Source organism: Streptomyces sp. B21-105, from assembly GCF_036898465.1.
Taxonomy (GTDB): Bacteria; Actinomycetota; Actinomycetes; order Streptomycetales; family Streptomycetaceae; genus Streptomyces.
The window spans coordinates 4,756,918-4,775,969 of sequence record NZ_JARUMJ010000001.1 but is presented as its reverse complement, the minus strand read 5'-3'; the positions used below and the strand labels follow the sequence as shown (position 1 = coordinate 4,775,969).

Here is a 19,052-nt window from a genome sequence, read left to right as displayed (position 1 = left end):
CGGCAGTCGCTCAGAGGTGCTGCGGTGCGCCCCCGGCGGCGCTCCAGTGGTACAGCGTCATGGCCACACTGGTCGCGAGGTTGTAGCTGGAGACCTGGGGGCGCATCGGCAGGGCGAGCAGACGGTCCGCCCGCGCGCGCAGCTCGGGGGAGAGCCCGCTGCGCTCCGAGCCGAACGCGAGGAGGACGTCGTCCGGGAGCTCGACGCCCCGGATGTCGTCGCCCTCCGGGTCGAGGGCGAACACCGGACCGGCCGGCAGTTCGTCGACCGCCAGCCGCTCCACGGCCGTCGCGAAGTGCAGCCCTGCCCCGCCGCGCACGACGGTCGGATGCCAGGGGTCGAGCGTGCCGGTGGTGACCACCCCGGTCGCCCCGAATCCGGCCGCGAGCCGGATCACCGCCCCCGCGTTGCCCAGGTTGCGCGGATTGTCCAGAACCACGACCGGGGCGGTGCGGTCAGCCTGCCCGAGTCTGTCCAGATGGGCCTCGCGCGAGGGCCGCACGGCCAGGGCGGCGACCGCGGTGGGATGCGGACGCGGCACCAGGGACGCGTACGTCGCCTCCGTGACCTCCGTCAGCAGCCCGTCCAGCGCCTCGGCCACATCGGGAGCGAGTTCCCCGGCCAGGGCGAGCGCCGCCCGCCGGTCGACGGCGACCGCCACCGGGACCTCGGCGCCGAGGCGCACGGCGTGCTTGAGGGCATGGAAGCCGTCGAGCAGGACGGCGCCACCCGCAAGCCGGCGCCACCGGCCGAGCGCGTCGAGCGGGTCGAGCGGGTCGGGACCTGCGGTCACGGGGTCGGTCATGCGGTGAACCCTACGGGGGCGCCCCCTGCACGGGACCCGCGCCGGGTGCACGGGCCCGCGACCCTTACGTGCCACGTGCCACGTGCCACGTGCCACGTACCCGGCCTGGGTCCTACGCGCGCGTGCCCGGCGTGCCCGGCGTCGTCGCCGCAGGTACGTGCGCGGGATCCGGGTGGTCCTGGCCCCTTGAGCCCGCGGTTCGGCCCCGCGCTTCGGCCTCGTCCCTCGGCACGCCGTCGGGGAGCGGCTGTCCGCGGTCCGGGAGCAGCGCCTCACGCACGCGTGCCGCCCATCCGCCGACCCGGTGCAGAAACGGCGTCGGCAGGAAGACGGAGTCCGTCGCGATCATCGCCAGCGAGAAGAACGGCAGCCCCAGCAGGACCGCGATCACCGCGTGCTCCGCCATCATCAGCGCCAGCAGCACGTTCTTCAGCCGCCGGTTGAACAGGGTGAACGGGAAGGCCACCTGCACGATGACGGTCCCGTACGTCGCGATCAGGACCATCGTGCCGCTGGCAGCCAGCAGGTCGGCGAGCGCGGGCCAGGGCGAGAAGTAGTCCAGGTGCAGGGGGTAGTACGCGGCGGTGCCGTCCTGCCAGCGCGAGCCCTGGATCTTGTACCAGCCGGCCGTCGCGTAGATCAGACAGGCCTCGACCATGATCACGACGAGGGCCCCGTTGTGCAGGACGTTGCCGATCACGTCGAGCAGGATCCGCGGCTCTGCCGACTGCCGGAGGCGTCCGGCGGCCCACCACAGGCCCTGCGCGGCCCACGCCGCCCAGAGCAGCGCGGGTATGGTCCACTCACTGGGGAAACGGTCCGCCACGGTCACCGTGACCAGCACCGTTCCTGACGCGGCCCACAGGACGGGACCGACCCGGTCCGTGACCCGTTCGCCCCTCGCGCGTGCCTCCTGCGTACGCCGTGCCCGCCGGGCGTCCAGCGACCACACCCGGCCGCAGCGCAGGAACATCAGGTAGACCGACATCAGGTGCAGAACGTTGTCGCCGCCGTCGCCCATGAAGACGCTGCGGTTCTGCAGCGAGAGCACGCCGACCATGAACAGCACCGACATCGCGCGCGTGCGCCAGCCCAGCAGCAGCAGCGCGCCGGCGACCATCGCAAGCGCGTACACGGCCTCGAACCAGACCTGCCCGTCCGACCACATCAGGACGGTGAACGACCCGTTGCTGTCGATCAGCTGCCGAGCCAGCTCCCAGTCCCACGGACCGTCGGGGCCGTACAGCTCCTGGCGGTGCGGGAACTCTCGCAGCAGGAACAGCAGCCAGGTTGCGCTGAAGCCGATCCGGACCACGGCGCTCTGGTACGGCCCGAGCGCCGACTCGGTGAGACGGGCGATCGCGGCGGACACCGAAAGGGAGAACCGGTTCACCTCGCGCCTCCCTCGGTCGCGCCGTCCGGCACGGACCACCAGGACAGCACGCGGTACACCGGGCTCGTCGACACCTTGTCGGTGCTCCACTTCGGCGGGGGCACATTGGTGGTCCGCGAGCGGACCTGCACCCGCTCCACGACATCGCCTTCGCCTACCGCGCCACGCTCGAGACGCATCACCACGATGCGGCGCAGATACGTCTCAGCGAGGGCGCCGCGCAGGCCGACGGGCCGGGCGGAACTGTCGTGCGTGGCGGTGAAGAAGTCCCAGGCACGACGCAACTCGTTCTGCTGGGTGTGGCTCGGCACCAGATTGCCGTCGATGTCCCGGCCGTCCTGCGCGGACAGGTCGTACCAGCCGGTGGTACGAGACCCGCCGTCCGGGCGGCGGATCTGAGCGCGGACCTGGACGGCGATGTTCTGCTGCAGCGGGTTCGGCGCGAACAGTTTCCAGTTCTGTTCGAACTCCGGATAGATCCAGTCGTCGATCGCCCCACCATGCGCCTTCGTCACCGTGTTCGACGGCGCGACGTGCAGGAACACCATCCCGACGTGCACACACACGGCGACCGCGACGACGGCCAGCGCCAGCGCGGCGCCGACCTGGTACCGCGGCGAGAGCGCGGCCACACCGGTACGGGGCTGGAGATGACGATGTGCTGTCGCGGAGGCGGAGGCGGAGGCAGTGTCCGGGTCCGGGTCCGGGTCGGCATGGGGACCCGGGTCCACATGGGGGCCGGCGCCGGGGTCCGTATCGGGGCCCGAATCGGCGCCGAGGACGAGGGCCGGCTCATCGCCGGTTTCCGCCCCGCGGGCGGGTGCTGGGCCCGCGAGCTCGGTGCGCGGCGCGGGCAGGGCGCCTCTGACCGACGACGACTCCGTCTCCCGCCCGCCTGCCGAGCCCGCCCCGCTCGAGGCGTCGGGTCCACCCGAGGCGTCGGGTCCACTCGAGACATCGGGTCCTCCCGGCGTATGCGGCCCGCCCGAAGGGGCAGGCCCGTCCGGCAGCCCCTGCCTCTCCGCCGTGTCCGGCCCGTCCGCCGAGGTCGGTCCGCGTGGCGTGTCCGCCCGCCGTGGAGCGCCTGAGCCTCCGTCGTACGCGTCCATTCCGCCCCGTTCCCCGATACCGGTCCTCTGCGCGCCCTGCGTCGCGCAATCGCGAACGGTACTCAGCCTCACCCGTCCGGCCCAGCCCTCCCCCACTGCCGCCCGGGCCCCGGCCGGGGTGGGGCGGACAGTCCACGGAGAACGCCCGCAGGTTATCCACAGCGGTTGACACCATACGACGGCCGTCCCACCATGGAATCGCACGGACCGAACGATCGGTCGGGAGAAGGCTCGGGCAGAGCCGAGGCCGAGGCGTCGAGCCGAGGCCCGAGGTCAAGGGGGACAGCATGGCGACAGCAGCCGCCCACCGGACGGCCCGCACGGAGGAAGACGGCCCGCGGCACGACGGCGAGGCGGCCGACGAGGCGACGCAGGAGGCGTACGAGCGTCTCTTCGACGCCACCGTGGCCGCGGACGAACGCATCGAGCCACGCGACTGGATGCCCGACGCCTACCGGGCGACGCTGGTACGCCAGATCGCGCAGCACGCCCACTCCGAGATCATCGGCATGCAGCCGGAGGCGAACTGGATCACCCGCGCCCCCTCCCTGCGCCGCAAGGCCATCCTCATGGCGAAGGTCCAGGACGAAGCGGGCCACGGGCTCTACCTCTACAGCGCCGCCGAGACCCTCGGCGCCAGCCGCGACGACCTCCTCGACAAGCTGCACACCGGCCGCCAGAAGTACTCCTCGATCTTCAACTACCCCACGCTGACCTGGGCGGACGTCGGCGCGATCGGCTGGCTGGTGGACGGCGCGGCGATCACCAACCAGGTCCCCCTGTGCCGCTGCTCCTACGGCCCGTACGCACGCGCGATGGTCCGCGTGTGCAAGGAGGAGTCGTTCCACCAGCGCCAGGGGTACGAACTGCTGCTCGCCCTCAGCCGCGGCACCGAGGAGCAGCACGCGATGGCGCAGGACGCCGTCGACCGCTGGTGGTGGCCGTCGCTCATGATGTTCGGCCCGCCCGACGACGAGTCCGCGCACTCCGCGCAGTCGATGGCCTGGAAGATCAAGCGCCACTCCAACGACGAACTGCGCCGGCGCTTCGTCGACATCTGCGTCCCCCAGGCCGAGTCGCTCGGCCTCACCCTCCCGGACCCGGACCTGAAGTGGAACGAGGAGCGCGGGCACTACGAATTCGGTCCCATCGACTGGACCGAGTTCAAGGAAGTCCTCAAGGGCAACGGCCCCTGCAACGAGCAGCGCATCACCCAACGCAGACGCGCCCACGACGAGGGCGCATGGGTACGGGAGGCGGCCGCGGCCCACGCGGCCAAACGCCTTCCCCGGACGACGGAAGCGGAGCAGGCATGACCCACACCGACTGGCCCCTGTGGGAGGTCTTCGTGCGCTCCCGGCGCGGCCTCTCCCACACCCACGCCGGCAGCCTGCACGCGCCGGACGCCGAGTTCGCCCTGCGCAACGCACGCGATCTGTACACGCGGCGCGGTGAGGGAGTCTCGATCTGGGTCGTGCCGTCCTCGGCGATCACCGCGTCCTCGCCCGACGAGAAGGACCCGTTCTTCGAACCGTCCGCCGACAAGCCTTACCGGCACCCCACGTTCTACGAGATCCCGGAAGGGGTGAAGCACCTGTGACGACGTCCACCGCCGCGGCCGACACACGCACCGCCGCCCTCGCCCTCGGGGACGACGCCCTGGTGCTCTCCCACCGCCTGGGGGAGTGGATGGGCCACGCGCCCGTGCTGGAGGAGGAGGTCGCCCTCGCCAACATCGCGCTCGACCTGCTCGGCCAGGCCAGAATCCTGCTCTCGACGATCGGCGACGAGGACGAGCTGGCGTACCTGCGCGAGGAACGCGCTTTCCGCAACGTCCAGTTGGTCGAACAGCCCAACGGCGACTTCGCCCACACGATCGCGCGCCAGCTGTACTTCTCCACCTACCAGCACCTGCTGTACGCCCAGCTGGCAACCGGACCCGGCCCGTTCGCCGGGCTCGCGGCGAAGGCCGTCAAGGAAGTCGCCTACCACCGCGACCACGCCGAACAGTGGACCCTGCGCCTCGGCGACGGCACCGACGTCAGCCACGAACGGATGCAGCGCGCGTGCACAGCGCTGTGGAGGTTCACCGGAGAGATGTTCCAGCCCGTGAACGGCCTCGAGCTCGACCGGGCAGCCCTGAAAACGGCCTGGCTGGAGTCGGTGCGGGAAGTACTGGGACAGTCCGGCCTGACCGTCCCGGAAGGCGCGCGCTCCGGTGCCTGGAGCGCCGGCGCCGGCCGCGAGGGACTGCACACCGAGTCCTTCGGGCGGATGCTCGCCGAGATGCAGCACCTGCACCGCAGCCACCCGGGGGCGTCATGGTGACGGCGACCACCGCACTGGAGGCGGAACTCCTCGAGATCGCCGGCTCGGTCCCCGACCCCGAGCTTCCGGTGCTCACCCTCCAGGAGCTCGGCGTCGTGCGCGCCGTCCACCTGCACGGCGCGGACACCGTCGAGGTCGAACTGACCCCCACGTACACCGGCTGCCCCGCCGTCGAGGCCATGTCCCTGGACATCGAACGCACACTGCACCAGCACGGCATACGCGAAGTCACCGTGCGCACCGTGCTCGCACCCGCCTGGTCGACCGACGACATCACCGCCGAAGGACGGCGCAAACTCCGGGAGTTCGGCATCGCACCGCCCCGTGCCGTGCGCGAACAGGGACCCGTACCGCTGGCACTCGGGCCGACCCGATCCCTCCGGTCCCCGGCCGCGACCTCCGAGCCGGAACCGGTGCACTGCCCCCACTGCGGCTCAGCCGACACCGAACTGCTCAGCCGGTTCTCCTCCACCGCGTGCAAGGCGCTGCGCCGCTGCCTGGCCTGCCGCGAACCCTTCGACCACTTCAAGGAGTTGTGATGGCCCGCTTCCACCGGCTCCCCGTGGCCGCGGTGGACCGGCTGACCGACGACTCCGTCGCCCTCACCTTCACCGTCCCCGAAGAACTGCGCGAGGAGTACCGGCACGCGCCCGGCCAGCACCTCGCCCTGCGCCGCCTGGCCGACGGAGCCGAGATCCGGCGGACGTACTCGATCTGCTCGGCCGCGCCCGACGCCTCCGGCGAAGGACCGCGCACACTCCGTGTGGGTGTGCGGCTGGTCGAGGGCGGAGCGTTCTCCACCTACGCACTCAAGGAGATCAACGTCGGGGACGAACTCGAGGTGATGACGCCGGCCGGGCGGTTCACCCTCGCCCCGGCCCCCGGCCTCTACGCGGCGGTCGTCGGCGGCAGCGGCATCACACCCGTCCTGTCGATCGTCTCCACGCTGCTGGCCCGCGAGCCCCGCGCCCGGTTCTGTCTGATCCGCAGCGACCGTACGGCGGCGTCGACGATGTTCCTGGAGGATGTAGCCGACCTGAAGGACCGGTACCCGGAGCGCCTGCATCTGGTCACCGTTCTCTCCCGCGAGGAACAGCAGGCCGGACTGCCCTCCGGACGACTGGACCAGGCCCGGCTGACCGCCCTGCTGCCGGCGCTGCTGCCGGTGACGGACGTGGCGGGATGGTTCCTGTGCGGCCCGTACGGGCTGGTGCAGGGCGCCGAACGGACGCTGAGAGAGCTCGGGGTAGCCCGCACCCGGATACACGAGGAGATCTTCCACGTGGACGACGCGACACCCACGGCCCGTCCGGCCGCGCCCGCGCACGCCACCGTGACCGCCCGGCTCGACGGCCGGGGCGGAAGCTGGCCGGTGCACGACGGGGAGTCGGTCCTGGAGACCGTGCTGCGCAACCGGCCGGACGCGCCCTACGCGTGCAAGGGCGGAGTGTGCGGGACCTGCCGGGCCTTCCTCGTAGGCGGCGAGGTGCGCATGGACCGCAACTTCGCGCTGGAGCCGGAGGAGACGGAGGCGGGCTATGTGCTGGCGTGCCAGTCGCATCCGCTGACCGAGGCGGTGGAGGTGGACTTCGACCGCTGAGCCGCCCGGCCTCCCGGGACCCCGGGACCCCGGGACCCGACTGTCGTGCTGTTCCCTTCTCTTCTCCTAGAACGTGTTCTATCTTGACGATCCGTCAGATCTGCCAGCTCTGTCAGATCGGCTGACCCGTCGGGAGGACCGGCCGTGGACTTCACCTTCACCGAGGAGCAGCAGGCCGCAGCCGAGGCGGCCCGAGGGGTCTTCGCCGGGGTCGCCCCCGACGGCGTGCCGAGCCCCGCGCTCACCCAGGGCTCCGCCGTCGCCGACGACCTCGACCGCGCCCTGTGGAACAAGCTCGCCGCGGCGGACCTGCTGAGCCTGATGCTCGACGAGATGTCCGGCGGGGCAGGCCTCGACGCGGTCGCCCTGTGCCTGGTGCTGCGCGAGGCGGGCAAGGTGCTCGCACGGGTACCCCTGCTGGAGACCAGCGCGGCCGCCGCGACCGTACAGGCCTACGGCGCACCGGAGTTGAAGTCCGCCCTGCTCGCCGGCGTCGGCCGGGGCGAGACCGTGCTGACCGTCGCCGCGAGCGGCCGCACCGGCCACGACACCGCCGAGCTCGCCGTCACCGCCCGGCAGGACGACCGCAACGGCACGCCCACGAGCGACGCCGGAGACGGCGCGACGTGGGTACTGGACGGCGTACAGACGGCCGTGCCCTGGGCCTACGAGGCCGACCACGTCCTCGTACCGGCCCACACCGCCGACGACCGCAGCGTCCTCGCCGTGGTCGCGCGTGGACAGCAGGGCGTCGAACTCGCCCCACAGATCTCCACCACCGGCGAGCGGCTCGCAGAACTGCGGCTGGAGTCCGCGCGGCTCCCGGCCCGCGACGTCATCACCGCCGACGGCGCCTGGGACCGGCTGCGCGCACTGCTGGCCACCGGCACCTGCGCGCTGGCCCTCGGCCTCGGCGACCGTGTCCTGGCCATGACCAGCGACTACGCCGGCAAACGCGAGCAGTTCGGACACCCGATCGCCAGCTTCCAGGCGGTCGCCGTCCAGGCCGCCGACCGCTACATCGACCTGCGCGCGATGGAGGTCACCCTGTGGCAGGCCGCCTGGCGGATCGCCTCGGGAACACCCGGCGCACTCCCCGTCTCCGGAGACGTCGCCCTGGCCAAGATCTGGGCCTCGGACGGCGTACGCCGGATCGTGCAGACCGCCCAGCACCTGCACGGAGGCTTCGGCGCCGACGTCGACTACCCGCTGCACCGCTACCACGCCTGGGCCAAGCACCTGGAGCTCTCACTCGGCCCGGCCGCGGCCCACGAGGAGGCCCTGGGCGACCTCCTCGCCGCCCACCCCCTGACCTGACCGCACGACTCAGGACGCGACGAGAGCGCCGACTACAGGACGAAACCCTGCTTGCCCTCGTCCGTGACGACCGGACGCCCCACAGCCGCCCACACCTGCATGCCGCCGTCCACGTTCACCGCGTCGATGCCCTGCTGCACGAGATACATGGTCACCTGCGCCGAACGACCGCCGGAACGGCAGATGACATGCACTCGCCCATCCTGGGGGGCGGCCTCGGTCAGCTCGCCGTAACGGGCCACGAACTCACTGATGGGAATGTGCAGCGCCCCCTCGGCGTGACCCGCCTGCCACTCGTCGTCCTCCCGGACGTCCACCAGGAAGTCGTCGTCCTTGAGGTCTGCGACCTCGACCGTGGGCACACCAGCTCCGAAACTCATGCTCCGACGCTACCCGCAACCGGATCTAGCCGACCAGCTCGGCCAGCTCGGCCTCGCGTGCCCCGACGTCGGCGAGCAGCTTGTCGGCGATCTCGTCCAGAAGGGCGTCGGGATCGTCCGGAGCCATCCGTAGCATCGAGCCGATCGCGCTGTCCTCCAGCTCCCTGGCCACCAGCGCCAGCATCTCCTTGCGCTGGGCCAGCCACTCGAGGCGGGCGTAGAGCTCTTCGCTGGGGCTCGGGCTGCGCTCGGCAGGCGCCGGGCCGGCCGCCCACTCCTCCGCCAGCTCACGCAACAGCACCTCGTCACCACGGGCGTAAGCCGCGTTCACACGGGTGATGAACTCCTCACGCCGGGCCCGCTCCGCGTCCTCCTGCGCCAGATCCGGGTGCGCCTTGCGCGCCAGCTCCCGGTACAGCTTGCGGGCCTCCTCACTGGGCCGCACCCGCTCCGGAGGCTGCACCGCCCGATCCGTCAGCATCGCCGCGGCCTCCGGGAACAGCCCCTCCCCGTCCATCCAGCCGTGGAACAGCTCCTCGACCCCCGGCATCGGCAGCACCCGCGCGCGCGCCTCGGCGGCCTTGCGCTGGTCCTCGGGGTCGCCGGTACGGGCGGCACGGGCCTCGGCGATCTGCGCGTCCAACTCGTCGAGCCGGGCGTACATCGGACCGAGTTTCTGGTGGTGGAGCCGCGAGAAGTTCTCGACCTCGACGCGGAAGGTCTCCACCGCGATCTCGAACTCGATCAACGCCTGCTCGGCGGCCCGCACGGCCTGCTCCAGCCGCGCCTCGGGCCGGGGCTGCTCAGCTTCGGGGGTCGTCACCCGACCAGCCTAGGCCAAGCCCCACGAACCGTCGGCCCACACCGCGGTCCACACCGCCCCCCAAAGCCGGCCCTCGGCGCCACTCCACCCCACCGTGTCGCTCACACCCCCGTCTCGGCCGGGATCCGCCCCGCCCGTACCGCCGCGACGAGGTCCGTGTGGTCCGCCTCGGTGCGGTCGGCGTAGGCGACAGCGAAGCCGGCGATCGCCTCGTCGAGCTCCTCGTTCTTGCCGCAGTAGCCGGCGACGACGCGCGGGTCGGCGGTGTGGGAGTGGGCCCGGGCCAGCAGCGCGCCGGTCATGCGGCCGTAGTCGTCGATCTGGTCGGCGGCGAGGGCGGCCGGGTCGACGCTGCCCTTGCGGTTGCGGAACTGCCTGACCTGGAAGGGGCGTTCATCGACCGTCGTCCAGCCCAGCAGGACATCGCTGACGACCTGCATGCGCTTCTGGCCGATCACCACCCGGCGTCCCTCGTGCTCCACCTGCGACGTCTCGAAGCCGGCGGCCCACAGGTGCGGGACGAGCACCGAGGCGCGGGCCTCCTTCACCTGGAGGACCAGCGGCTCACCGCGGTGATCGAGCAGCAGCACCACATAGGACCTCGTCCCCACACTGCCCGTGCCCACGATGCGGAAGGCCACGTCGTGGATCGAGTGACGGGCGAGAAGGGGGTGGCGGTCCTCGGGCAGGGTGGTCAGATAGTGCTCCAGGGACGCGGCCACCGCCGCGGCCTCGGCGTCCGGGACCCTGCGCAGCACCGGAGCCGCGTCGACGAAGCGCCGACCGCCGTCCTCCGTCGGTTCGGTCGACTTCGCCGCGAACCGCCCGCTGGTGTTGGCCCGAGCCTTCTCCGACACCCGCTCCAGGGTGCCGAGCAGGTCGTGGGCGTCCGCATGGGAGACGAGTTCTTCGTCGGCGATGGCGTTCCAGGCGTCCAGTACGGGCAGTTTGGACAGGATCCGCATGGTGCGGCGATAGGAACCGGCCGCCCCGTGCGCCGCCCCGCGGCAGGTGTCCTCGTCCGCGCCGGCCTCGCGGCCCGCCAGCACCAGGGAGGCTGCGAGGCGCTTGAGGTCCCACTCCCAGGGGCCGTCGACGGTCTCGTCGAAGTCGTTCAGGTCGATGACCAGTCCGCCGCGCGCGTCGCCGTACAGGCCGAAGTTGGCAGCGTGGGCGTCACCACAGATCTGGGCGCGGATCCCCGTCATCGGGGTGCGGGCCAGGTCGTACGCCATGAGCCCGGCGGAGCCCCGCAGGAACGCGAACGGCGTGGCCGCCATCCGGCCGACCCGTATGGGCGTCAACTCGGGGATTCGGCCTCGGTTGGACTCCTCGACCGCCGCCACCGCGTCCGGCCGGGCGGCGTCCAGGCCGAACTCGGCGTGTGCCGACCGCGGTACCCGATCGCGCAGGGCCCTGCCCCTGTCCTTGGGGCTTTCCCTCTCGCCGGGCCGTATGCCGGACCGCTCACCCCGCCACTCACCGGCCCGCTCGGCGAACCCGCGCACCGAGGGAATCCTGCGCGCTCGAACCGTTTCACCCGCCCCGGCCGCCCCGGCCGCCCCGGTCGTTGCACCACCGGTCTCGGTCATCATGACCGCCTCCCCCGCACCCGTACGCCCAGTAGCTCTGTGACGAGCCCGACGAGCCGAACATCAACTTGTGCAGACCGTACAGCCGCCGGCTGAAAGCCGTCAGACCCTGTGGACGACTTCGGGATTGTGGACAACCGGCCCTGCGGCCGAAGTCACGGCGGCGCCCCTCGGGGGGGCGGAGAGTGGCTGTCTGGGACAGCCATGACACCGGGACCACGGTGGCCTACGACCCGCCTCTGGCGGACCGCCGCGGCGACAGCATCCCCGCCTCAGCACTGCTGGCCGTTGTGCGGCAGGCATCCGACGTCCCGTGGACAGCGGCTGAGCCCCGGACAGTGGCCGATCCCCCGGCAGGGCGTCAGCTTTCCGCAGCGGCCGCCACGCCGCGCCGCACCGCCGGCGAAAGGGCCACCGCCCCTGGCACCACGGCCACCGTCATCAGCGGCAAAGTGGCCCACCAGCGCACCCTGGCCGGCGGACAGCCACCCCCGCCATCTGTCGTTCGGCGAGCGTAAACGGGTCGCCCTCGCCTCGGTCCTCGCGATGGACACCCCGGTCATCGTCCTGGGCGAGCCCACCACCGGCCAGGACCACCGCTCCGTCACCCTGCTCGAAGAACTCATCGGGGCCGGTCGCTCGGAAGGAAGCACGCGACTGGCTCGGCACCCTCGCACACACCGCCGCCCACGCCCACGGCACAGGACACTAAGGGCTACGTCACCGAACCCTGAGAGCTTCCTCACAAGCCAGCAGTAGTCCCCAGCCGAACAATCGACCCCCGGCACAGCAACCCAAGATCAGATCCACACACCCAAAAAGTGGACCGCCGACGGCTCCAGCCGTCGGCGGTCCACGTGTTTCTGGCCACACAGAGAAGAACGGGCGGTCTCGTGATCACGAGACCGCCCGTTCCTTCAATGCAACCGGAGCACTTTCGTCGGTGCTCCCTGGTGCGCGAGGGGGGAGTTGAACCCCCACGCCCTTGCGGGCACTGGAACCTGAATCCAGCGCGTCTGCCTATTCCGCCACCCGCGCATTGGGTGTGTCTTCGGGTTTGTGGGCTTTTCGGCCTGTCGCCTTCCGACATGCAGAACATTAGCACGTGCACCAGGGGGCGTTCACATCCCTTTCGGGGGGCAGGGAGCAGGTGGGAGGCCGTCGGGCGTCCCCGTCCGTCTCCGTACGTCTCCGCAAGGACTGGTTCACGTATCAACCTCGTACCTATGGCGGCCGTCTCCCCAGGAGCCGGGCCAGGAGCACAGTCAGGTGCGGGACACTGGTCCCGGGCCGCCTCTACGATCCTGAGCGGAAGCGAGCGTATGCAGCAGGTGTACGAGCGGGCCGTCGACACCGGCGGACGGGGCCGACCGGGGGAACCAGCCGATTCACCGGCGCGTGGATACGATCAGTAAGCAGTACAGACAGGCAGCACAGGCAGCACAGGCAGCAGTACAGGCGAGCAGCACCAGGTAAGCATTACGGCACGGGACAGCAGCCACGACGGAGGAGGTGCCCCATGGGAGTTCTGAAGAAGTTCGAGCAGCGTCTCGAGGGTCTGGTCAACGGCACCTTCGCCAAGGTCTTCAAGTCCGAGGTCCAGCCCGTCGAGATCGCCGGTGCGCTCCAGCGCGAGTGCGACAACAACGCCACGATCTGGAACCGCGACCGCACCGTCGTCCCCAACGACTTCATCGTGGAGCTGAGCACGCCGGACCACGAGCGGCTCAGCCCCTACTCGGGCCAGCTCGGCGACGAGCTGGCCGGCATGGTGCGCGACTACGCCAAGCAGCAGCGCTACACCTTCATGGGACCGATCAAGGTCAACCTGGAGAAGGCGGACGACCTCGACACGGGTCTGTACCGGGTGCGCAGCCGTACGCTCGCCTCGTCCAGCAGCCAGGCTCCGGACCAGGCACCCGTCGGCGGCCGGCAGCACTCCGCGGGACCGGGCGGCGCCGCCGCCTATCCCCGCGCCGGCGCCGCAGCCGCTCCGCCGATGCCGTCCGCCCCGCCGCCCGGCGCCCCCGGCGCCCGTCCCGGCGGCTATGGTTACCCGCCCGCCGCGGGCGCACAGCGGCCCGGCGCGGCAGGCGGCGGCCTGGCCGGGGCTCCGCAGCCCGGGTCCCGCACCCGCCACTGGATCGAGATCAACGGCGCACGCCACCAGATCTCCCGCGCGACGCTCGTGCTGGGCCGCAGCACCGAGGCCGACGTGCGGATCGACGACCCCGGCGTCTCCCGCCGGCACTGCGAGATCCGGACCGGTTCGCCCTCGACGATCCAGGATCTCGGCTCCACCAACGGCATCGTGGTGGACGGGCAGCACACCACCCGCGCTACGCTCCGCGACGGCTCGCGGATCGTCGTGGGCAGCACCACCATCATTTACCGGCAAGCCGAAGGGTGAAGCGGGGGCAATGTCAGAGCTGACCCTCACGGTCATGCGGCTGGGTTTCCTGGCCGTACTGTGGCTGTTCGTGATCGTGGCCGTGCAGGTCATCCGCAGCGACCTGTTCGGTACGCGGGTCACCCAGCGCGGTGCGCGCCGGGAGGCCGGGCGGGCGCAACAGCAGGCCCAGCGCCAGCAGGCGCCACCGCAGCAGCGCCAGCAGCCCGCCGCCGCCGCGGGCCGTACGCGCCGCAACGCACCGACGAAGCTGGTGGTGTCCGAGGGCATCCTCACCGGCACGACCGTCGCGCTCCAGGGCCAGACCATCACTCTGGGCCGGGCGCACGACAGCACGATCGTGCTGGACGACGACTACGCCTCCAGCCGCCATGCCAGGATCTATCCGGACCGCGACGGCCAGTGGATCGTCGAGGACCTGGGCTCCACCAACGGCACGTACCTCGACCGATCGCGGCTGACGACTCCCACACCGATTCCGCTGGGCGCGCCGATCCGTATCGGCAAGACCGTCATCGAGCTTCGGAAGTAGTGCTGCATCATGAGTGAGCGCGAGCGGAGCGAGCACACGGCGGCGGCCGGCACTCAGGGCCCCGGTGTGCTCCCGAGCGGAGGGTGGGCAGTGTGGCTCGACACGACCGGCTGTACCCGGAGCCGACGGGCGAGGTGCGCATGAGTCTGTCACTGCGTTTCGCCGCCGGATCGCACAAGGGCATGATCCGGGAGGGCAACGAGGACTCCGGTTACGCCGGCCCGCGCCTGCTCGCCATCGCCGACGGCATGGGCGGCGCCGCCGCCGGCGAGGTCGCCTCCTCGGAGGCCATCTCCACCATCGTCGCCCTCGACGACGACGTGCCCGGCTCCGACGTCCTGACCTCGCTCGGCACGGCCGTCCAGCGGGCCAACGACCAGCTGCGCTCGCTGGTCGAGGAGGACCCCCAGCTGGAGGGCATGGGGACCACCCTCACCGCCCTGCTGTGGACCGGACAGCGCCTCGGCCTCGTCCACGTCGGCGACTCGCGCGCGTACCTGCTGCGGGACGGCGTGCTGACGCAGATCACGCAGGACCACACCTGGGTCCAGCGCCTGGTCGACGAGGGCCGCATCACCGAGGAAGAGGCCACCACCCACCCCCAGCGGTCGCTGCTGATGCGGGCGCTGGGCAGCGGTGAGCATGTGGAGCCGGACCTGTCGATCCGCGAGGTGCGGGCCGGCGACCGCTATCTGATCTGCTCCGACGGCCTGTCCGGCGTGGTGTCCCACCAGACCCTCGAGGACACCCTGGCCAGCTACCAGGGCCCGCAGGAGACGGTGCAGGAGCTCATCCAGCTCGCGCTGCGCGGCGGCGGCCCCGACAACATCACGGTGATCGTCGCCGACGTCCTCGACCTGGACACCGGGGACACGCTCGCCGGTCAGCTGTCCGACACCCCGGTCGTGGTCGGCGCGGTCGCCGAGAACCAGCTCCAGCTGCACGACAACGGCATCATGCAGACCCCGGCGGGCCGCGCCTCAGGACTCGGCCGCAGGCAGCAGGGGGGCCACGGCGGGGGCGGCCAGTTCGGCCCGCCCGGCTCCGGCGGCGACATCACAGGCTTCATCCCCACCGACGGCTTCGGCGACTACACCGACGACGACTTCGTCAAACCGCGCAAGGGCCGCCGGTGGCTGAAGAGATCCTTCTACGGGGTGCTCACGCTCGCCGTCATCGGCGGCGGCCTGTACGGCGGCTACCGCTGGACGCAGACGCAGTACTACGTCGGCACCAGCGGCGAGCACGTCGCCCTGTACCGGGGCATCAGCCAGGATCTGGCGTGGGTGTCGTTGTCGAAGGTGGAGAAGGACCACCCCGAGATCGAACTCAAGTACCTCCCGCAGTACCAGCGCAAGCTGGTCGAGGCGACGATCGCCGAGGGCAGCCTGCCGAACGCCCAGAAGAAGATCGACGAGCTGGCCGTCCAGGCGTCCGCGTGCAAGAAGCAGGCGGGTACCGGCGCCGCGGGCGCCACCGGCTCGCAGACCGCCTCGAAGACCGGTTCCAAGACCGCAGCGACGACCGGCTCGCAGACCGCTTCGAAGACCGCTGACGGCCAGGGGGGCGGCGGCGCGGGAACCACGCCCGTCTCCCTCACGTCCAAGGCATCGCCGAGCCCCTCGGCAACCGCGTCCCCGTCCGCACCCGCGACCCCCACTCCCACCCCCGGTCCGAGCCTTTCGGAGGAGGAGCAGAAGGTCGTCTCGCGGTGCGGTGAGCAGTAGGCAAGCCGTGAGAGGCCCCGTCACACGATGAGCAGTACTACCAACTCGCCGACGCACCACACGTCCACGATCGGCTCGATCGGCACACCGAGCCGGCGCAACACCGAGCTCGCGCTACTGGTGTTCGCCGTCGTCATCCCGGTGTTCGCCTACGCCAACGTGGGCCTGGCGATCAACGAGCAGGTACCGTCCGGCCTGCTGAGCTACGGGCTCGGGCTCGGTCTGCTGGCCGGCGTCGCGCACCTCGTCGTCCGCAAGTTCGCGCCGTACGCCGACCCGCTGCTGCTGCCCCTGGCCACCCTGCTGAACGGGCTCGGGCTGGTCGCCATCTGGCGGCTCGACCAGTCGAAGTATCTGCAGCTCGCCAAGCAGGCCGGCACGGCAGCGCCACGGCAGCTGCTGTACACGGCGATGGGCATCGCCCTGTTCATCGTGGTGCTGATCTTCCTCAAGGACCACCGCGTCCTGCAGCGCTACACCTATATCTCGATGGTCGGCGCGATCTTCCTGCTGCTGCTCCCGCTCGTGCCGGGCCTCGGGCAGGACATCTACGGCGCCAAGATCTGGATCTCGGTCGCCGGCTTCTCCATCCAGCCCGGTGAGTTCGCCAAGATCGTCCTGGCGATCTTCTTCGCCGGCTACCTGATGGTGAAGCGCGACGCGCTGGCCCTGGCCAGCCGCCGCGTCCTCGGCCTGTACCTGCCGCGCGGCCGCGACCTCGGCCCGATCATCGTCGTCTGGATCATCTCGATCCTGATTCTCGTCTTCGAGACGGACCTCGGCACCTCACTGCTGTTCTTCGGAATGTTCGTCATCATGCTGTACGTCGCCACCGAGCGGACCAGCTGGATCGTCTTCGGTCTGCTGATGTCCTCGGTCGGCGCGGTCGGCGTGGCCAGCTTCGAGAGCCACGTCCAGCAGCGTGTGCAGGCCTGGCTCGACCCGATGAAGGAGTACACGCTCTCCCAGGCGGGGCAGTACGGCCACTCCGAGCAGGCCATGCAGGCCCTGTGGGCGTTCGGCTCCGGCGGCACGCTGGGCACCGGCTGGGGCCAGGGCCACTCCGAGCTGATCAAGTTCGCCGCCAACTCCGACTTCATCCTCGCCACTTTCGGCGAGGAGCTGGGCCTGGCCGGTCTGATGGCGCTCCTGCTGCTGTACGGGCTGATCGCCGAGCGCGGCATCCGCACCGCCCTCGCCGCCCGTGACCCCTTCGGCAAGCTGCTCGCGATCGGTCTCTCCGGCGCGTTCGCCCTGCAGGTGTTCGTCGTCGCCGGCGGTGTGATGGGGCTCATCCCGCTGACCGGTATGACGATGCCGTTCCTCGCGTACGGCGGTTCGTCCGTCATCGCCAACTGGGCCCTGATCGGCATCCTGATCAGGATCAGCGACACCGCGCGCCGTCCGGCGCCCGCCCCCGCTTCCAACCCCGACGCCGAGATGACCCAGGTGGTCCGCCCGTCATGAACAAGCCCCTGCGCCGGATCGCGATCTTCTGCGGCCTCCTGATCCTCACCCTGCTGCTGCGGGACAACTACCTGCAGTACGTCAAGGCGGAAAGCCTCGCCAGCGACACCAAGAACCGCCGCGTCAACATCACGCGGTACGCCACCCCGCGCGGCGACATCATCGTCGACGGCAAGGCGATCACCGGTTCGGTGGAGACCACCGGCGACTACAAGTACAAGCGCACCTGGACCAACGGTGCGATGTGGGCGCCGGTCACCGGGTACTCCTCGCAGGCCTTCGGCGCCAACCAGCTGGAGAAGCTGGAGGACGGCATCCTCAGCGGCAACGACGACCGGCTGTTCTTCCGCAACACCCTGGACATGATCACGGGCAAGGAGAAGGAGGGCGGCAGCGTCGTCACCACCCTCAACGCCGCCGCGCAGAAGGCCGCCTACCAGGGCCTGGGCGACAAGAAGGGCGCGGTCGCCGCGATCGAGCCGTCCACCGGCAAGATCCTGGCGCTGGTCTCGACGCCGTCGTACGACCCCTCGAAGTTCGCCGGGTCCTCCGACAAGGACGCCGAGGAGTGGAACAAGGTCCAGAAGAAGAACAACCCCGACGACCCGATGCTCAACCGGGCGCTGCGCGAGACCTACCCGCCCGGTTCCACGTTCAAGGTGGTCACGGCCGCCGCGGCGCTGGAGAACGGCGAGGTCGAGGACATCGACGACAAGACCGACACCCCGGACCCGTTCAAGCTGCCGCAGTCCACGAACAAGCTCACCAACGAGCACGGCGAGTGCAAGGACGCCACCCTGCGCTACGCGCTCATGGTGTCCTGCAACACCGTCTTCGCGAAGATGGCCGACAACGTCGGCAACGACAAGATGATCGAGCAGGCCGCCAAGTTCGGTTTCAACGAGGCCGAACTGGACACCCCGGTGCGCGCCGCCGAGTCGGTCTACCCCAAGGACAACCCGCCGCAGAACGCGCTGGACGGCATCGGCCAGGGCTCGAACCGGGCCACCCCGCTGCAGATGGCCATGGTCGCCTCGGCGGTCGCCAACGACGGCAAGCTGATGAAGCCCTACATGGTGGACCAGGTCTGGGCGAAGCTGGACCCGCTGGAGACCACGGAGCCCCAGCAGCTGTCCCAGGCCGTCTCGGCGAAGACCGCGCAGGCCCTCCAGAAGATGATGGAGACGGTCGTCGAGGACGCGAACGGCACCGGCGGCAAGGCCAAGATCGACGGCGTGAAGGTCGGCGGCAAGACCGGTACCGCCCAGCACGGCCTCAACAACAGTGAGAAGCCGTACGCCTGGTTCATCTCGTACGCCAAGCTGTCCGACGGCAGCGCGCCGGTCGCCGTCGCCGTCGTCGTCGAGGACGGCGCGGCCAACCGCGGCGACATCACCGGCGGCGGTCTCGCCGGCCCGATCGCAAGGGACGTGATGAAGGCAGTCATCGGCAACAAGAAGTGACCCCCATCACGTCGCCTACACATCGGTGCACGTTGCGATACCGGTCTCGTATCGGGTGACGGGCTTGGCCAGGTCACACAGCTCCGTCCGGGTACGGTATGCCCGG

Annotated in this window: 17 protein-coding genes and 1 tRNA gene; 11 read left to right on the top strand and 7 right to left on the bottom strand. The window is 70.8% G+C overall.

Annotated features, from left to right (window positions below):
- Positions 1–10: 10 nt before the first annotated feature.
- From QA802_RS21535 to QA802_RS21525, 3 genes are all read right to left on the bottom strand, one after another.
- Complete coding sequence (locus tag QA802_RS21535) at positions 11–805, bottom strand: TrmH family RNA methyltransferase (protein WP_334525197.1); 795 nt, start codon at positions 803–805, stop codon at positions 11–13.
- A 112-nt stretch (positions 806–917) separates the two neighbouring features.
- Positions 918–2,198, bottom strand: a complete 1,281-nt coding sequence (locus QA802_RS21530) for an HTTM domain-containing protein (RefSeq protein ID WP_334525194.1) — start codon at positions 2,196–2,198, stop codon at positions 918–920.
- Positions 2,195–2,830, bottom strand: a complete 636-nt coding sequence (locus tag QA802_RS21525) for a DUF5819 family protein (protein ID WP_443042157.1) — start codon at positions 2,828–2,830, stop codon at positions 2,195–2,197. The genes QA802_RS21530 and QA802_RS21525 overlap by 4 nt, the downstream gene beginning before the upstream one ends.
- A gap of 764 nt (positions 2,831–3,594) precedes the next feature.
- On the opposite strand from QA802_RS21525, the gene paaA reads away from it, so the two are divergent.
- The 6 genes from paaA (at position 3,595) to QA802_RS21495 (ending at position 8,552) form a co-directional block, all read left to right on the top strand.
- The gene (gene paaA / locus QA802_RS21520) at positions 3,595–4,623 is read left to right on the top strand and encodes a 1,2-phenylacetyl-CoA epoxidase subunit PaaA (RefSeq protein WP_334525191.1); all 1,029 of its coding nucleotides are present in this window, start codon (positions 3,595–3,597) and stop codon (positions 4,621–4,623) included.
- Complete coding sequence (paaB, locus tag QA802_RS21515; RefSeq protein WP_057578069.1) at positions 4,620–4,907, top strand: 1,2-phenylacetyl-CoA epoxidase subunit PaaB; 288 nt, start codon at positions 4,620–4,622, stop codon at positions 4,905–4,907. The genes paaA and paaB overlap by 4 nt, the downstream gene beginning before the upstream one ends.
- Positions 4,904–5,635 (top strand): 1,2-phenylacetyl-CoA epoxidase subunit PaaC, encoded by a 732-nt coding sequence (gene paaC, locus QA802_RS21510; RefSeq protein ID WP_334525188.1) that lies wholly within the window; start codon positions 4,904–4,906, stop codon positions 5,633–5,635. Before paaB ends, paaC begins: the two co-directional genes overlap by 4 nt.
- Positions 5,629–6,174 carry a 1,2-phenylacetyl-CoA epoxidase subunit PaaD gene (paaD, locus tag QA802_RS21505; protein WP_334525185.1) on the top strand — a complete coding sequence of 182 codons (546 nt, stop codon included), beginning with the start codon at positions 5,629–5,631 and terminating at the stop codon, positions 6,172–6,174. The genes paaC and paaD overlap by 7 nt, the downstream gene beginning before the upstream one ends.
- Positions 6,174–7,235, top strand: a complete 1,062-nt coding sequence (locus tag QA802_RS21500; protein WP_334525182.1) for a 2Fe-2S iron-sulfur cluster-binding protein — start codon at positions 6,174–6,176, stop codon at positions 7,233–7,235. The genes paaD and QA802_RS21500 overlap by 1 nt, the downstream gene beginning before the upstream one ends.
- Before the next feature lie 144 nt (positions 7,236–7,379).
- Positions 7,380–8,552, top strand: coding sequence for an acyl-CoA dehydrogenase family protein (locus QA802_RS21495; protein WP_334525179.1), 1,173 nt, complete (start codon positions 7,380–7,382; stop codon positions 8,550–8,552).
- A 32-nt stretch (positions 8,553–8,584) separates the two neighbouring features.
- Here the strand turns inward: QA802_RS21495 and QA802_RS21490 are convergent, their stop codons facing one another.
- From QA802_RS21490 to QA802_RS21475, 4 genes are all read right to left on the bottom strand, one after another.
- Positions 8,585–8,914, bottom strand: a complete 330-nt coding sequence (locus tag QA802_RS21490) for a rhodanese-like domain-containing protein (RefSeq protein WP_334534785.1) — start codon at positions 8,912–8,914, stop codon at positions 8,585–8,587.
- Positions 8,915–8,957: 43 nt separating this feature from the next.
- The gene (locus QA802_RS21485; RefSeq protein WP_334525176.1) at positions 8,958–9,755 is read right to left on the bottom strand and encodes a J domain-containing protein; all 798 of its coding nucleotides are present in this window, start codon (positions 9,753–9,755) and stop codon (positions 8,958–8,960) included.
- Between the two features lie 101 nt (positions 9,756–9,856).
- A complete protein-coding gene (locus tag QA802_RS21480) occupies positions 9,857–11,350 on the bottom strand; it encodes a DUF2252 domain-containing protein (RefSeq protein WP_443042156.1) in 1,494 nt (497 codons plus the stop codon).
- Between the two features lie 948 nt (positions 11,351–12,298).
- A tRNA-Leu gene (locus QA802_RS21475) sits at positions 12,299–12,385 on the bottom strand.
- 481 nt (positions 12,386–12,866) lie between these two features.
- Here QA802_RS21475 and QA802_RS21470 point away from each other — a divergent pair.
- From QA802_RS21470 to QA802_RS21450, 5 genes are all read left to right on the top strand, one after another.
- Positions 12,867–13,757: an FHA domain-containing protein gene (locus QA802_RS21470; RefSeq protein WP_319165831.1), complete on the top strand. Its 891-nt coding sequence runs from the start codon at positions 12,867–12,869 to the stop codon at positions 13,755–13,757.
- A 10-nt stretch (positions 13,758–13,767) separates the two neighbouring features.
- Positions 13,768–14,289: an FHA domain-containing protein FhaB/FipA gene (locus QA802_RS21465; protein WP_334525171.1), complete on the top strand. Its 522-nt coding sequence runs from the start codon at positions 13,768–13,770 to the stop codon at positions 14,287–14,289.
- A 92-nt stretch (positions 14,290–14,381) separates the two neighbouring features.
- The gene (locus QA802_RS21460) at positions 14,382–16,016 is read left to right on the top strand and encodes a Stp1/IreP family PP2C-type Ser/Thr phosphatase (protein ID WP_334525168.1); all 1,635 of its coding nucleotides are present in this window, start codon (positions 14,382–14,384) and stop codon (positions 16,014–16,016) included.
- Positions 16,017–16,043: 27 nt separating this feature from the next.
- Positions 16,044–17,483 carry an FtsW/RodA/SpoVE family cell cycle protein gene (locus tag QA802_RS21455; protein WP_334525165.1) on the top strand — a complete coding sequence of 480 codons (1,440 nt, stop codon included), beginning with the start codon at positions 16,044–16,046 and terminating at the stop codon, positions 17,481–17,483.
- On the top strand, positions 17,480–18,946 hold the full coding sequence (locus QA802_RS21450) for a peptidoglycan D,D-transpeptidase FtsI family protein (protein WP_334525162.1): 1,467 nt from the start codon (positions 17,480–17,482) through the stop codon (positions 18,944–18,946). Before QA802_RS21455 ends, QA802_RS21450 begins: the two co-directional genes overlap by 4 nt.
- Positions 18,947–19,052: the final 106 nt, after the last annotated feature.

Bases quoted from the DNA above. Each gene is read 5' to 3' on its own strand.
- paaA (WP_334525191.1), top strand. From the start codon at position 3,595: ATGGCGACAGCAGCCGCCCACCGGACGGCCCGCACGGAGGAAGACGGC.
- QA802_RS21480 (WP_443042156.1), bottom strand. From the start codon at position 11,350: ATGATGACCGAGACCGGTGGTGCAACGACCGGGGCGGCCGGGGCGGCC.
- QA802_RS21455 (WP_334525165.1), top strand. From the start codon at position 16,044: ATGAGCAGTACTACCAACTCGCCGACGCACCACACGTCCACGATCGGC.
- QA802_RS21535 (WP_334525197.1), bottom strand. From the start codon at position 805: ATGACCGACCCCGTGACCGCAGGTCCCGACCCGCTCGACCCGCTCGAC.
- paaB (WP_057578069.1), top strand. From the start codon at position 4,620: ATGACCCACACCGACTGGCCCCTGTGGGAGGTCTTCGTGCGCTCCCGG.
- QA802_RS21470 (WP_319165831.1), top strand. From the start codon at position 12,867: ATGGGAGTTCTGAAGAAGTTCGAGCAGCGTCTCGAGGGTCTGGTCAAC.
- paaD (WP_334525185.1), top strand. From the start codon at position 5,629: ATGGTGACGGCGACCACCGCACTGGAGGCGGAACTCCTCGAGATCGCC.
- QA802_RS21465 (WP_334525171.1), top strand. From the start codon at position 13,768: ATGTCAGAGCTGACCCTCACGGTCATGCGGCTGGGTTTCCTGGCCGTA.
- QA802_RS21450 (WP_334525162.1), top strand. From the start codon at position 17,480: ATGAACAAGCCCCTGCGCCGGATCGCGATCTTCTGCGGCCTCCTGATC.
- QA802_RS21500 (WP_334525182.1), top strand. From the start codon at position 6,174: ATGGCCCGCTTCCACCGGCTCCCCGTGGCCGCGGTGGACCGGCTGACC.